The organism is Streptomyces sp. NPDC048565, assembly GCF_040650935.1.
In the GTDB taxonomy this organism is placed as follows: domain Bacteria; phylum Actinomycetota; class Actinomycetes; order Streptomycetales; family Streptomycetaceae; genus Streptomyces.
Genome location: NZ_JBEZIH010000033.1, coordinates 19727 through 33457 on the forward strand (window position 1 = coordinate 19727; position 13731 = coordinate 33457).

General features: G+C 72.1%; 13 protein-coding genes. 6 read left to right on the forward strand and 7 right to left on the reverse strand.

Annotation, left to right across the window (positions count from 1 at the left end; all coding sequences use genetic code 11):
• Positions 1–16 precede the first annotated feature (16 nt).
• Positions 17–553, forward strand: coding sequence for an EF-hand domain-containing protein (locus AB0C75_RS31300; RefSeq protein WP_362895156.1), 537 nt, complete (start codon positions 17–19; stop codon positions 551–553).
• On the opposite strand, the gene AB0C75_RS31305 is transcribed toward AB0C75_RS31300, so the two are convergent.
• Positions 550–1503 carry an IS481 family transposase gene (locus tag AB0C75_RS31305; protein ID WP_362895158.1) on the reverse strand — a complete coding sequence of 318 codons (954 nt, stop codon included), beginning with the start codon at positions 1501–1503 and terminating at the stop codon, positions 550–552. The genes AB0C75_RS31300 and AB0C75_RS31305 overlap by 4 nt on opposite strands.
• 609 nt (positions 1504–2112) lie before the next feature.
• On the opposite strand from AB0C75_RS31305, the gene AB0C75_RS31310 reads away from it, so the two are divergent.
• A complete protein-coding gene (locus AB0C75_RS31310; RefSeq protein WP_362895160.1) occupies positions 2113–2574 on the forward strand; it encodes an ATP-binding protein in 462 nt (153 codons plus the stop codon).
• 9 nt (positions 2575–2583) lie between these two features.
• On the opposite strand, the gene AB0C75_RS31315 is transcribed toward AB0C75_RS31310, so the two are convergent.
• On the reverse strand, positions 2584–3573 hold the full coding sequence (locus AB0C75_RS31315; protein ID WP_362895162.1) for a helix-turn-helix domain-containing protein: 990 nt from the start codon (positions 3571–3573) through the stop codon (positions 2584–2586).
• A 66-nt stretch (positions 3574–3639) separates the two neighbouring features.
• On the opposite strand from AB0C75_RS31315, the gene AB0C75_RS31320 reads away from it, so the two are divergent.
• Entirely contained in the window at positions 3640–4065 is a 426-nt protein-coding gene (locus tag AB0C75_RS31320; protein WP_362895164.1) for a DUF2809 domain-containing protein, read from the forward strand.
• Positions 4066–4143: 78 nt separating this feature from the next.
• Entirely contained in the window at positions 4144–5535 is a 1392-nt protein-coding gene (locus tag AB0C75_RS31325) for an MFS transporter (protein ID WP_362895166.1), read from the forward strand.
• A 9-nt stretch (positions 5536–5544) separates the two neighbouring features.
• Here AB0C75_RS31325 and AB0C75_RS31330 read toward each other — a convergent pair whose 3' ends face one another.
• The 5 genes from AB0C75_RS31330 to AB0C75_RS31350 form a co-directional block, all read right to left on the reverse strand.
• Positions 5545–6732 (reverse strand): NAD(P)/FAD-dependent oxidoreductase, encoded by a 1188-nt coding sequence (locus tag AB0C75_RS31330; RefSeq protein WP_362895168.1) that lies wholly within the window; start codon positions 6730–6732, stop codon positions 5545–5547.
• Positions 6733–6878: 146 nt separating this feature from the next.
• The gene (locus AB0C75_RS31335) at positions 6879–7469 is read right to left on the reverse strand and encodes a hypothetical protein (RefSeq protein WP_362895170.1); all 591 of its coding nucleotides are present in this window, start codon (positions 7467–7469) and stop codon (positions 6879–6881) included.
• Positions 7470–7478: 9 nt separating this feature from the next.
• On the reverse strand, positions 7479–8390 hold the full coding sequence (htpX, locus tag AB0C75_RS31340) for a zinc metalloprotease HtpX (protein ID WP_362895172.1): 912 nt from the start codon (positions 8388–8390) through the stop codon (positions 7479–7481).
• 90 nt (positions 8391–8480) lie between these two features.
• Positions 8481–9194 carry a pyridoxal 5'-phosphate synthase gene (locus AB0C75_RS31345; RefSeq protein WP_362895174.1) on the reverse strand — a complete coding sequence of 238 codons (714 nt, stop codon included), beginning with the start codon at positions 9192–9194 and terminating at the stop codon, positions 8481–8483.
• 140 nt (positions 9195–9334) lie between these two features.
• Positions 9335–9982, reverse strand: coding sequence for a TetR family transcriptional regulator (locus AB0C75_RS31350; RefSeq protein WP_362895175.1), 648 nt, complete (start codon positions 9980–9982; stop codon positions 9335–9337).
• Between the two features lie 346 nt (positions 9983–10328).
• Here AB0C75_RS31350 and AB0C75_RS31355 point away from each other — a divergent pair, with 346 nt between their 5' ends.
• Both AB0C75_RS31355 and AB0C75_RS31360 read left to right on the forward strand, forming a co-directional pair.
• Entirely contained in the window at positions 10329–11135 is an 807-nt protein-coding gene (locus AB0C75_RS31355; protein WP_362895177.1) for a VOC family protein, read from the forward strand.
• Between the two features lie 204 nt (positions 11136–11339).
• Positions 11340–13724 (forward strand): PQQ-binding-like beta-propeller repeat protein, encoded by a 2385-nt coding sequence (locus tag AB0C75_RS31360; RefSeq protein ID WP_362895178.1) that lies wholly within the window; start codon positions 11340–11342, stop codon positions 13722–13724.
• Positions 13725–13731: the final 7 nt, after the last annotated feature.

Consider the following 13731-nt stretch of genomic DNA (forward strand, 5'->3'; position numbering starts at 1 on the left):
GTCGTACGCTCCCCGCATGGACAGCGCAGAGTACGAGCGTAAGATCGCGCACCGCTTCGCCGCCTTCGACCAGGACGGCAACGGTTACATCGACCGCGCCGATTTCAATGCCGCCGCGGCCCGGCTCCTCACCGAGTTCGGCACGAAGGCCCGCTGCGACCGGGGCCAGTCGCTCTACTCGGGTGCCGAGGCCTTCTGGCAGGGCATGGCGGGTATCGCCGACGTCGACGGGAACCAGCGGGTCAACCGGCAGGAGTTCGTGGGCGGCGCCGTGAAGCGGCTGCGGGACAACCCGGAACGCTTCGCGGAGATCGCGCGCCCCTTCCTGCGCGCGGCCCTCGCCGTCGCCGCCGGTACGGACCCCGAGGGCACCGCCCCCGCCTCGGCCCCGGTGGCCGCGGTGGAGCGGGCCCTGCGCGTGCTGGGCGCCGCCGACGACATCGCGAGCGTGGCGGCGCGGAGCCTGGACACCGACCAGGACGGCCGGATCGCGGAGGCGGACGCCGTCGCCGCCTTCTCCGTGTACTTCACGGTGATCGAGCCTGACGCCTAGGTGTATTGCCCTGTGAGGTTGGGGACGCGGCTGGCGGGTGGTTTGCCTGCGAGCGCGGTGTGGCCGCGGTGGTGATTGTAGGAGTGCAGCCAGTGGGGGAAGGCGTTGCGTCGTTCCTGTTCTGAGCGGTAGGGCTTTGCGTAGGCCCATTCGTCGAGCAGGGTGCGGTTGAGGCGTTCGACCTTGCCGTTGGTCTGTGGCCGGTAGGGCCGGGTTCGCTTGTGGGTGATCCCGGCCGCTGTCAGGGTCTCTCGCCAGAGGTAGGACTTGTAGCAGGCGCCGTTGTCGGTCAGGACCCGTTCGACGGTGATCCCGACGCCGGTGAAGTAGGTGTGTGCGCGTGTCCAGAAGGCGGTGGCGGTCTCTTTCCTCTCGTCGCTGTGGATTTCGCTGTAGGCGAGGCGGGAGTGGTCGTCGACGGCGGTGTGGATGTAGCTGTAGCCGGCCCCGGAGCGGGTCTTGCGGCCTGCCTGGCGGCCCAGGGCCTTGTGGCCGCCGCCGTCGGGGATGTTGCCGAGCTTCTTGATGTCCACGTGCACGAGTTCACCGGGCCGGTCGCGTTCGTAGCGGCGTATGACGCGGCCGGTGGCCCGGTCGAGGTGGCTGAGCCGGGCCAGGCCGAAGCGGGTCAGGACGCGATGCACGGTCGAGGGCACCAGGCCCAGCAGGTGGGCGATGCGGGCCGGGCCCCACCGGCGAAGGACACGGACCTTGATGATCCGACGTTCGGTGCGGGTCGGGGTCCTGCGTGGGCAGTGGTGGGGGCGGGAGGAGAGGTCCGTCATCCCGGCCTCGCCCAGGGCCCGATAGCGGCCGGCCCACCGCTGGGCGGTGGTCGGTGAGGCCTGGAAGCGTTCCGCGGCCCGGCGAAGAGGCCAGCCGTCCTCGACAACGCAGCGGGCCAGGCGCAGGCGCCCGGTCTCGGTCAGGGGTGCATTACGGTGGGGCACGAGGGCCTTTCTGGTCGGTGTAGACGTCGCAATCCACACCGAACCCGGAAGGCCCTCACCCGTTCAAGATCCCTCAGTCGAGACCTGCATCACCCGTCCACAACCTCCCGGGACAGAACACCTAGGGCCTTTCGTTTGGATCAGGCCGGATCAGGGCTGTCGTGGCGGGCCGGGGGGCGCACGAATCGCGCACCACGGGTGACGCAGTGCTTCCGGAACGCGTGTGCGCCCCGGGGAGATCTGTCACAGGGCGGAGTCACCGGCCCGCCCTCGGGTACGCTCCGTTGGATGCGAGCAGCGCGGGAGGCGGAGGATCCGGGCGTGGCCCCAGAGGCTGTCCCGGACGGCGCGCGGTGCGCTGCTCGCGGCCCACGGAGCTGCGAGGGACCCGCGGGGGACTCGGTCCCCGGGGCGACGGCACGCTTCTGTTCGACTCTCCGCAACACGCGTCGCACAGTATGGACCACGCGTACTCCTTCGCGCTGGAATATGCCCGAAGCGCTTGTTGCGGTGACTGTACGTCAACCATGCTGTCTCGCAGGGGAGTCACGTTCCGTGACCCTGAGGAGGCGCTAGGCGATGTGTCCGCCGGTTCGGATGGTGTGAGCGGTGCAGGTGCTTCAGGTTCAGCTGGAGGTCGGGCCGGATCCCGCGGAAGTGGGACGGGCCCGCAGATGGGCGCGGTCGCGGCTGATCGGGTCCGGGATGGAGGACGACGAGCCGCTCGCGGAGACTCTGATCCTGCTGATCTCCGAGCTCGTCACCAACGCAGTGGTCCACACGGGCTGTCCGGCCGTGCTGCGGATGCTGTTCGGCTCGGCGAGCCCGGCCGGTTCGGCGGGGACGGTGCGGGTCGAGGTGACCGACACCAGCTGCCGTCCGCCCCAGCCGCGTCACGCGGAGGGCGAGGACACGAACGGCCGTGGTCTTGAGCTGGTGGACGGCCTGGCGGACCGCTGGGGCTGGCAGCCGGAGGGCGCGGGCAAGCGGATCTGGTGCGAGGTCGACCGCGGGGGCCCTGTGATGGTCCCGGTGATCCAGGAGCAGCCCGGCGACCGGGCCACTCTCTGAGCAGGGCGCTCAGCGTCCTGCGGCCGTCGACCGGAACGCACGCCGGTAGGCCGTGGGGGACACCCCGAGCGCAGCCCGCACATGCTGGCGCAGGGAGGTGGCCGTGCCGAAGCCGGCGTCCCGCGCCACCTGGTCGATGGACAGCTCCGTGGACTCCAGCAGATGCCGTGCCCGCTCCACCCTCTGCTGGGCGAGCCACTGACCCGGGCTGATGCCGACCTCCTCGCGGAAGCGGCGGGTGAAGGTGCGCACGCTCATGGACTCCTGCCGCGCCATGTCGCGCAGCAGGACGGGCTGTTCCAGCCGTCCGAGCGCCCAGGTCCGCGCTGCCGTCGTCGTGGCGAGCCCCGCCTCGGGCAGCGGGCGCCGGATGAACTGGGCCTGCCCGCCGTCGCGGTGCGGGGGTACGACGTTGCGGCGGGCGATGTCGTTGGCGACGGCCGTGCCGTGGTCGCGGCGCACGATGTGCAGACAGAGATCGATCCCGGCGGCGACCCCGGCCGAGGTCAGCACGTCGCCGTCGTCGACGAACAGGACGTCCGGATCGACGCGGACCTTCGGGAAGAGCCGCTGGAAGTGGTCGGCCGATGACCAGTGGGTGGTGGCGGGGCGCCCGTCGAGCAGCCCGGCCGCGGCCAGGACGTAACTGCCCGTGCAGATGGAGACCATCCGGGCGCCCGGCGCGATGTACGCGAGCGCGGCGGCCAGTTCGTCGGTGAGCCGGCCCTCCTCGTGGACAGGGCCCAGCTCGTACGAGGCGGGGACGACGACGGTGTCGGCGGTGGCGAGCGCCTCGGGGCCGTGCTCGACCAAGATGCTGAAGTCGGCGTCGGTACGGACCGGGCCTGGCGGGCGCACGGAGCAGGTCACGACGTCGTACAGCTTCTCGTCGGCGGCGGGGGGCTCCAGGATCCGGGCGCGGCCGAAGACCCGCTGGGGGATGCCGAGTTCGAAGGGGATCACCCCGTCCAGGGCGAGCACGGCGACGCGGTGACGCATCTGGACTCCCGCTCTTGTACGGCCGGGCCCCGGCCGGGTGGTGGCCGCCTGATAGACGTACTGGCCATGAAGGCAAAGCCGATCCTCCCCGCATCCATTCCCGGCGCCGTCCCGGTCCGTGCGACGGCTGGCGCGGCGGCGCTCGTGACCGTGGTGGCAGGGCTCGGCGTCCGCTCGGCGGTGCACGGGGACGTGGCGAAGTACGCGGGCGACGCCCTGTACACCGTGCTGATCCACACCCTGGTGGTCCTCATCGCGCCCCGGGTCAGGCCGCTGACGGCGGCGGGCGCCGCGCTGGCATTCAGCTGGGCGGTGGAGCTTGCCCAGCTCACCGGTGTGCCGGCCGAGCTGTCGCACCGGAGCGGGGTGGCACGGCTGGTGCTCGGCTCGACCTTCAACGCCCCGGACCTCCTCTGGTACGCGGCAGGGGCGGGCCTGGGCTGGGTCATCCACAGCCGCCTCCGGTCCGGGCGGGGTCCGGCGCGGCCCTGATCCGGTGGCCCGATCCCTGCGAAGGGTGTCCTCCCAGCCACTCGCCCAGGAGTGGCCGCCGGCCGGAAGCTGAGCGGCGTGACCCCGACAACCGACAGCCCGACAACCGACGGTGTGCCGACCGAGAGCGCCCCGCCGACGGACGGCGTGCCCGACGACGGTACGGCGACCGGAAGCGCGCCCACAGGTGACGCAGCCGCCACCCTCCGGGGCCGCCCCCGTCCGCGGATCCACCGTGCGTGGATCGTCGCCGCCGTCACCTTCGTGACGATCATCGGCGGCGCCGCCTTCAACTCGCTGCCCGGACTGCTCATCGACCCCCTCAACGCGGAGTTCGGCTGGTCGCACGGCGAGATCGGTCTCGCCGTCTCCCTCGACATGGCGCTGTACGGGCTGACCGCGCCGTTCGCCGCCGCGCTGATGGACCGGTTCGGCATCCGCCGTGTCGTGGTCGTCGCGCTCGCCGCCGTCGCGGCCGGGGCGCTGGCGAGCGTCTGGATGACGGCGTCCTGGCAGTTGATGCTCTACTGGGGCCTGCTCGTCGGTCTGGGCACAGGCTCGATGGCGATGGCCTTCTCTGCGACCGTCACCAACCGCTGGTTCGTGGCCAGGCGCGGCCTGGTGACCGGCATCCTGACCGCTGCCGGAGCCTCCGGCCAGCTCATCTTCCTTCCGCTGTGCGCCTGGATCGTCGACCGGCACGGCTGGCGACCGGCCTCCGTGACGGTCGCGCTGGCCGCCCTGGTCGTCGTCCCCTTCGTCTGGCTCCTGATGCGCGACCACCCGGCCGACGTGGGAGTGGCCCCGTACGGCGGCGCGTACGTGGAGAAGCCGGCACCCGCGACGGGCGCCGCGACCCGCACGCTGCGCGTCCTGTTCGACGCGGCCCGCACGGGCCCGTTCTGGTTGCTCGCGGGGTCGTTCGCGATCTGCGGTGCGTCCACCAACGGCCTGATCCGCACCCACTTCGTGCCCTCGGCCCACGACCACGGGATGCCGATCACCGCGGCGGCGTCGCTGCTGGCCGTCATCGGCGTCTTCGACATCATCGGCACGGTCTTCAGCGGCTGGCTCACGGACCGCTTCGAGGCCCGCAGACTGCTGGCGGTCTACTACGCCCTGCGCGGGATCTCGCTGCTGTTCCTGCCGATGCTGATGGCCCCGACGGTGCGTCCGCCGATGATTTTCTTCATCGTCTTCTACGGCCTCGACTGGGTCGCCACGGTCCCGCCGACCCTCGCCCTGTGCAGGGAGCAGTACGGCGACGACAGCGCGATCGTCTTCGGCTGGGTCCTGGCCTCGCACCAGGTGGGGGCGGCCGTGGTGGCGTTCGTCGGCGGGGTGGTCCGGGACCTGACGGGCTCGTACGACCTGGTCTGGTACGCCGCGGGCGCCCTGTGCGCGACGGCGGCCCTGATGGCCCTGGTGATCCGCCGCAGGGCGGTGGAGCCGGTGGCCGCCGTTCGCTGAGGGCCGGCTTCAGCCCGCCTCGGCCAGGCGGGTGGCTATCTTCCGGGCGTCCAGGGCCATCTCGCGGAGCATCCCGCTGATCGGGTTGGTGAAGCCGGTGAAATAGAGGCCAGGGGCGCCGTCAGGGGTGCGGGCGCCGTGGACCACGGGGCGGCCCCGATGGTCCAGTACGCCGAGGTGGCCGACCAGGTCCTCCAGGGCGCGGTCGTAACCGGTGGCCGCGATCACGGTGTCCGGGGTGACGCGGGTCCCGTCGGCCAGGGTCACCGCGTCCGTGTCGAACGACTCGACCGCTGCCACGGGCACCACCCTGCCGGTCTTCACCGCGTCGATCAGTCCGACGTCCTGGACGGGGATCGCGCCCTCCCTGACCCGGGAGTACAGCCCCGTGTCAGGGCGCGGAAGACCCTGTTCCGTGAGGTCGGGGACGGCGATGCGGCACATCAGGCGGCCTGCCCGGTCGACGAGCCTGACCGGCAGCCTGCGGACCAGCACGGCGCTCGCCTGGGCGGGCCAGCCGGCCGTGGAACGGCGCACGATGTGCGGCACGGTGCGGACCGCGATCCGCACCCGGGACGCGCCGCCCTCGACCAGGTCCACGGCGATCTCAGCCCCGGTGTTGCCGATGCCGACGACCAGGACGTCCCTGCCGGCGTACGGGGCGGGGCCGCGGTACTCCGACGCGTGCGTGAGTTCGCCGGTGAAGGCCTCGTGGCCGGGCCACTGCGGGATCCTCGGGGTGTGGTTGAAGCCGGTGGCGACCACGACCGCCCGCCCGGTGAGCACCCGGCCGCCGGTCGCGCTCAGCTGCCAGCCCGTGCCGTCGACGGCCCGCTCGATCCTGGACACCTCGACGCCCGTCACCACCTCGAGCTCGTGGTGCTCGGCGTACTTCTCCAGGTAGCGCACCATGTCGTCGCGCGACACCCAGCGTCCGAAGCGGCGGGGCATCGCCAGCCCGGGCAGCGCGGACCAGCGCCGGGTCGTGTGGAGGTGCAGCCGGTCGTAGTGGCGGCGCCAGGACGACCCGACGCTGCCGGACTTCTCCAGGACCACCGCCCGTACGCCCCGTTCGCGTAGTGCCGCCGCGGCGGCGAGGCCGCCGGGGCCGCCGCCGATCACATAGACCGGCCGACCGTCGGTGCGGTCGATGGAGGAGGGCAGGGCGTCGCCGGCGGTGGGGGTCGATTCGGGCATGCTTCGGAGCGTAAATAGGACATGGACATGATGGGTTCCGGTCCGGGCGGGAATCGATTGCGAAATGATCACGGCCCCGGATCACGACCCCGGATCACGACCCCGGATCACGACCCTGGAATCGCGACCCCGGCTCACGGCGCCCTTCAGAGGCCCGGTGCGCCCCATACCGGGAACCAGCGCCCCAGGTCGTCCTCCACCCGGAGGTCGTCGCCGAGCGTGGCCCGCACCTGGAGCTCCAGCTGGTTGTCGCGCTTCTCCCCGCTGCCGGGGGCCGGGGCGAACGGATAGAAGGTCCCCCGCTTGTAGAGGTAGACCAGCGCCAGCGAACGCCCCTCCGGGTTCCGGAACCCGATCAGAGAGCAGAGCAGATGCGGTCCGAAGCCGCCGTCCTGGAGGAGGGTGTTGACCGCGTGCAGGTCGTTGACCAGGGCGGCTGTGCCATCGGCGCCGGGGTCCTGGCGTGCGAGCAGCCAGGTGTAGCCGTAGCTGTCCCGGCTGAACTCCACCGGGACCCCGCCCCGCCCCGTGTCCGCGTCGAGCAGCTCCCGGACGTCCTGCTGGATACGGGCGAACGTGCCGCCCTCCACCCCCGCGAAGCACACCGACCCCAGCCCGGTGGGCGTGAAACCGGTGCCGGCCTGGAGGGTGAGCGCGGCGGACGGCACGGCGAAGAGCTGGTCCAGATCGGGGCGTACGGGTTTGCTGCGCCCCAGGATGCTGTCGAGCAGGCCCACAGAAGCTCCTTACGGGTGGGAGAGGCCGGCGGAGATGCGGGCCAGCTGGTCCAGCCGCTGTTCGAGGGTCGGGTGGGAGGAGAGCAGCCGCCCCAGGCTCTCCTTGGCGGCGAAGGCGGGCACGAAGTAGAAGGCGTTGTACGGCTCCGCCTTCCGCAGGTCCTCCGTCGGGATCCTCGCCATCTGTCCGCTCACCTTGGTCAGGGCGGAGGCGAGCGCCGACGGCCGGCCGGTGAGCAGGGCGGCCGTACGGTCGGCGGAGAGCTCCCGGTAGCGGGAGAGCAGCCGGGTCAGCAGGAAGCTCAGCGCGTACACCACCGCGCTGATCAGCGGGATCAGCATGATGATGATGCCGGCGGGGTCGTTGCCCCGGCTGTTGCGGGCGAAGCCGCCCCACAGGGCGACCCGGGTGATGATGCCGGCCAGGACCCCGAGGAACGACGCGATCGTCATCACGGCCACGTCGCGGTGCGCGACGTGCGACATCTCGTGGGCGAGCACCCCTTCCAGCTCCTCGGGCTCCAGTCTGCGCATCAGCCCGGTGGTGGCGCACACCAGGGCGCTCTTCTGGCTGCGGCCGGTGGCGAAGGCGTTCGGTACGTCGCTCTGCGCGATGGCCACCCGTGGCTTGGGCATGTCGGCGAGGGCGCAGATCCGGTCGATCGCGCCGTGCAGCTCAGGGGCCTCCTCGGGGGTGACCTCCCGGGCGCCCATGCCGTACGCAGCGATGCGGTCGCTGAACCAGAACTGGGCGATGAACAGACCGCCCGCGATGATCAGGATGATGGGCCAGGAGCCGCGCAGGACAGCCAGCAGGACGCCCACGAGGACCACGTACAGCAGGCCGATGAAGAACATCGTGCTCACCATGCGGGTGGTAAGGCCGCGGTCCGGGGCGTAACGGGAACGGGTTCGTGCCATGGGTGCCTCCATCAGCTCACCTGACTCCCATAGTGCTCCTTTCGCGGGGAAACCGTGTGAAGCGGGGGTAAGAGGGGCCCGGAACCCAGGTCAGGGCCAGAGGAGCTCGCGGGTCCAGGCCGCACCGTCGCGGCGGTAGCGCAGCCGTACGTGCCGGCGCCGGCCGTCGCCCTGGAAGAACTCCACCTCGCGCGGTTCGACCACATAGCGCGTCCAGGTCGCCGCCTCGGCGTCCGGCTCGGCCGCTGCGCGCTCCCAGGCCGCCTCGGAGGCCCGTACGAGGGTGTCGTAGGCGGGCAGCACCTCGCTCTGCGAACCGGTCAGCGCGGCGGCCAGCGCGCCGGTGGACCTGGCCCGCAGATCGGCCCGGCTCTCCTCGCGGCTCGCGGGGGAAGCCGTACCCCGTACGCGCACCTGGCGGCCCTGGGCGGGCCAGTAGAAGCCGAGCGCCGCGTCCGGGCGGGCGGCGAGCTGGTGGCCCTTCGCGCTGGTGGTGTGCGTGGCGAAGTGCCAGCCGCGTTCGTCGGCGTCGTGCAGCATCAGCGTGCGCACATCGGGCCGGCCCTCCGCGTCCGCCGTCGCCAGGGTCATGGTGTGCGGCTCGGTCTGCCCGGCAGCCACCGCCTCGGCGAACCAGCTGTGGAAGAGGGGGAGGGGCGCGGCGGGCGCGGCGGACGGGTCGAAGGAGGGCAGGGGCACGTCCCAGACGCGCTGCGCGTGGAGCAGGTCGCGGAATTCCTTCCGCGGGTCACTCTGCGCGTCACGCTGTGTGCCGTCGGGTGCATCGCTCTGTGCATCGTTCATGGGCTCATTCCACCGCGTCCCGAGCCGCCGCGGAAACGCCGACGGCGGACCACAGTGGGTGGTCCGCCGTCGGTGAGACAGGACGTGGGGAGCCGCGGAGGCGCGGCGCCCGGCGTGTGCGGGGGAGTCCTGGCCGCCGCCTACCTGGCCGGCTTCTTGCCGGTGATGCCCAGATGGACCAACAGGGCGAGGGTCGGCCGGAGTTCGGCCTGCTTCACGCCCCAGGTGGTGAAGCCCTTCTGGTGCGAGGCGACCCCCGCGAGCATGACGACGAGGGATCCCGCCATCGCGGCCGGGTTGACGTCCTTGTCCACCTTGCCCTTGGACTGCAGCTCCTTGACCGCGTCCGTCAGGGAGTTGGTGACGGAGCTGAGGACCTTCATGCGGATCTTGTAGAACCGCTTGTCGCCCTCGGCCGCGCCGAGGTCGACGACGCGGAGGATCGCGTCGTGGCGCCGCCAGAAGTCGAGGAATCCCTCGACGAGTTCTTCGGAGGCCTGCCGGCCGGCCTTGCCGACCCAGGAGCGCCCGCCGACCAGTTCGGTCAGTCCGGCACCTTCCTTGGCCATTTCCTCGGCGAGTTCGAGAACGGCGCCCTCGACGTCGGGGAAATACTGGTAGAAAGTCGCGGGTGAAGTCCCCGCCTTCCGTGCGACGTCGATGACTTTGACGTCCCGGTACGGCGAGGAGCTGAGCATCTCGCTGAGGCAGTCGAGCAGCTTCTGCCGCGTCGCCTGGCCTCGCCGACCAGCCACGCGGCCGTCGACGGTGCGTACTTGTCCTGTCATGCCGTCAGCTTACCGAGGGGTGAACCGAGCGCGATCTGACCGACTGCAAATGGGGAACGGCCCAGTGCGGACGGGGCTGACGCGCAATTCCCGATGCGGTGTGATCCATTTCCGAGCCGGGTGTGCGCGTTTATGGAATTGCCCTTCTCGCGGCACCGGAGCGCGTCCGGTGCGATGTTGTTATCAACAGCCTGTGGATAACTTCGGTGGACAACTCTTGTCCACGCAGGTCGCAGAACCTTCACGATTCGGGCAAAGGTTCTATTCAACCCCTCGGGGCGCGCCGGAAGGCCCTCGACGTTACGTTGAGTGTGACGTGCGTCACCGCGACGGAAGGACCCGGGCCATGGCCGTATTCGCGCAGTCCGCGCCCTGCTGGGTGGATGTGCAGCTCTCCGACCTGGAGGCCGGCAAGCGCTTCTACGGCGGGCTCTTCGGCTGGACCTTCCACGCCGGTGACGGCATGCCCTTCGCGGATGCGTACAGCGACGGCGCCCTTGTCGCCGCGCTCGCCGCCAAGCAGGACGGCCGCATGCCCACGGCCTGGGGCGTCTACTTCTCCACCGACGACATCCGCGCCACCGTCGCCCTCGTCAGGAAGGCGGGCGGACAGGTGATCACCGAACCGGTACGGGCCGGCGGCGCCGGGGTACTCGCCCAGGCGGCCGACCCCGGAGGTGCGGTCTTCGGCCTCTGGCAGGCGGGCGACCGCGCGGGATTCGAGAAGCGATACGCGCCGGGCGCGTTCTGCTGGACCGAGGTCCACACCCGGGAGCCGGAGCGCGTGGACGCCTTCTACGAGGAGGTACTCGGCTTCCGGGGGACCGACGACCCCGCACCGCCGGTCGCCGAGGCCCCCGCCGGGGCCACGCGGCCGTTCCGGACCTGGTCCCCCGCCGGGACCGAGCCCGGCGGGGACACCGCGGTCGGCGGGCGCGCGGTCATCGCGGACGCGGTCCCCGCGATGCTGCCCAGCTACTTCCTCAGCTACTTCGCCGTCGCCGACTGCGACCGGGCCGCCGAGACCGCCGTACGCCTCGGTGGCCGGATCACAGCGCCTCCCCTGGACATCCCGTACGGGCGGGTGGCGGTCCTCCAGGACGACCAGGGTGCGGCTTTCGGTGTGCTCCGGCCGACCGGGCCGCTCACGTAGCCGCAGCGGCGGCTGTCCACGGGTGTCCTGAAAGGGATGGAGTGCCACACAACACTCCGTTCCGCCCCCGGGTTCGCAACCGGGCCCCGAGCCAGGAAGAATCAGGGTGCGCACCGCCAAGTGGTGCCCAGTGGTGAGACGCTGCACAGGGCGGGATTTCGCGGGCTTCTGTTCCTGAGGTCCGTACGGGGAGGTGGCAGGCAAGTGGAGCAGCTGACGCAGCATGACCCGAGGCGGATCGGCCCGTTCGAGGTGCTGGGACGGCTCGGGGCCGGCGGCATGGGGCTGGTCTATCTGGCGCGGTCGGCGTCGGGCCGACGGGTGGCGATCAAGACGGTCCGTACGGAACTGGCCGAGGACCAGCTGTTCCGGGTCCGCTTCACGCGTGAGGTGGAGGCCGCACGCGCGGTCAGCGGTTTCTACACCGCCGCCGTGGTCGACGCGGACCCGAGGGCCGCGGTCCCCTGGCTGGCCACCGCCTATGTCCCCGCCCCCTCCCTCGAGGAGATAGTGAATGAGTGCGGGCCGATGCCGACCCAGGCCGTGCGCTGGCTGGCCGCCGGGATCGCCGAGGCCCTGCAGTCGATCCACGGGGCGGGTCTCGTCCACCGGGACCTGAAGCCGTCCAATGTGCTCGTGGTCGAGGACGGGCCGCGGGTCATCGACTTCGGTATCGCGTCCGGCGTCTCCAACACCCGGCTGACCATGACGAACGTCGCGGTGGGCACGCCCGCGTACATGTCTCCCGAGCAGGCCCGCGACTCGCGCAGCGTGACCGGGGCCAGCGATGTGTTCTCCCTCGGCTCGACCCTCGTCTTCGCGGCGACGGGGCACGCGCCCTTCCACGGGGCGAACCCCGTCGAGACCGTGTTCATGCTGCTGCGGGACGGCCCCGACACCGAAGGGCTGCCCGACGACCTGCGTCCGCTCATCGAGTCCTGTATGCAGATGGACGCGTCCCTGCGGCCCAGCCCGGCGGATCTGCAGTCCCAGCTGGCCCCGCACCTGTTCGCCTCCGGAGGCGACGACAGCGGCACGGCGTCGGCCTGGCTGCCGACCGTCGCGACCGCGATGATCGAGCAGCGCCGCGGGGGTGGGCGCGCGGTCGCCGTCGCGCCGCCCGTGGTCGTGCCCCCGCCCCCGACTCAGCCGCCGCCCGGCCACGACCCTGAGGGGCCCTGGCGCGGCAACGGCCTGCCGTCGACGGCGCCCACCATGGCGCCGCCGCCCGGCCCCGCGCCCGACGGCGGCCCCGTGCGGCTGGCCGGCGCCCAGGTGCCCATCGGCCCGGGGCCGCGCCCCGTGGACGTACGGGGCCCCGCCGCCGCGCACGCCGACCCGGCCACCGGCTGGGTGCGCCCGCCCGGCGGGCAGGCCACGGCCGCACCGACGGCTCCGGTGCCCGCCCCCGCGCAGCCCCCGGACGCGGAGCCGGCCGCGCCTGACCGCTGGCGGCCGTGGCGTTTTCGTATGTCGAACGACGTGTGGGGCACGCCCGTCGTGGTGGGTGACCTGCTGTACGTCACCTCCTTCGAGGTCCACGCCCTGGACGTGGGCAACGGGCGCCGCCAGTTCAAGACCCGTGACGTGGCCTGGTCGATGGCCGTCGACGGCGGCCGGATCCACGCCTCGGACGGCCCGTCCCTGTACGCGCTGGACGCGGCGACCGGCAACGAGTGGTGGCGGCTCCGGACCGATGCCTGGGTGTACGCCCTCAAGGCCGACCGGGGCACCGTCCTGACCGGGACGCGGGGCGGCGGCGTACAGGCGTGGGAGGCGTCGAGCGGCGAGAAGCTGTGGGAGACCAGCGGCGTCCAGACGGACTTCGAGACGCCGGAGGCCGGGCCCGTCATCCACGACGGCACGGTGTACCTGTGGCAGGACGCCCGGCTGCGGGCCGTCGACGCGCGCACCGGCGCGGAGCGCTGGTCGTACCCCATCGGCGACGCAGCCTCCTGCGGTGGGGTCCCGGTCCGGGTCACGCCCGCGCCCGACGGCTTCGTGTACATCGCGGCGGGCACCCGGGTGCTGGCCGTGGACATGGTCTCGGGCCGGGTCCGCTGGCACTTCGAGTCACCGGCCGCGTTCCTCTCCCCGCCCGCCTTCGCGCCGGGACCGGCGGTCACGGGCGGCGGGGTGTACCTCGCCGACTACCTGGGCACCGTGTACGCGCTGGACGCCGCGACGGGCAAGGACCGGTGGCGGATCGCGACGGAGGCCAGGCAGTCCATCGAGCCCGTGCTGGTCACGGCGGGCAATGTGCACGTCGGCAGCGGCAGTGCGCTGTACACGCTGGACGCGGTGACCGGAACGCCGAAGTGGCGCTTCGCGGCGGGCGGCGAGGTCGTCGGCGCACCGGTGGTCGCGGACGGCCGGGTCCACTTCGGCTCGGCGGACCACGTCCTCTACACCCTGGACGCGGCAGGCGGCCAGCTCCGCTGGAAGCTGGCCACGGGCGGCGAGATCACCGGCTCTCCGGTGGCGCAGGCGGGCGTGGTGTACGCGTGCAGCAAGGACCGCTGTGTGTATGCCCTGGACGCGCTCAAGGGCACGGGGACGGGGACGGGCAACAGAGCCGCCCGCGCCTGAGACGCCG

What these genes read in the sequence shown, in the direction of transcription:
- AB0C75_RS31300 (WP_362895156.1), top strand. Translation starts at nt 17, where the DNA reads ATGGACAGCGCAGAGTACGAGCGTAAGATCGCGCACCGCTTCGCCGCC.
- AB0C75_RS31315 (WP_362895162.1), bottom strand. Translation starts at nt 3,573, where the DNA reads ATGCGTCACCGCGTCGCCGTGCTCGCCCTGGACGGGGTGATCCCCTTC.
- AB0C75_RS31320 (WP_362895164.1), top strand. Translation starts at nt 3,640, where the DNA reads ATGAAGGCAAAGCCGATCCTCCCCGCATCCATTCCCGGCGCCGTCCCG.
- AB0C75_RS31330 (WP_362895168.1), bottom strand. Translation starts at nt 6,732, where the DNA reads ATGCCCGAATCGACCCCCACCGCCGGCGACGCCCTGCCCTCCTCCATC.
- htpX (WP_362895172.1), bottom strand. Translation starts at nt 8,390, where the DNA reads ATGGCACGAACCCGTTCCCGTTACGCCCCGGACCGCGGCCTTACCACC.
- AB0C75_RS31345 (WP_362895174.1), bottom strand. Translation starts at nt 9,194, where the DNA reads ATGAACGATGCACAGAGCGATGCACCCGACGGCACACAGCGTGACGCG.
- AB0C75_RS31350 (WP_362895175.1), bottom strand. Translation starts at nt 9,982, where the DNA reads ATGACAGGACAAGTACGCACCGTCGACGGCCGCGTGGCTGGTCGGCGA.
- AB0C75_RS31355 (WP_362895177.1), top strand. Translation starts at nt 10,329, where the DNA reads ATGGCCGTATTCGCGCAGTCCGCGCCCTGCTGGGTGGATGTGCAGCTC.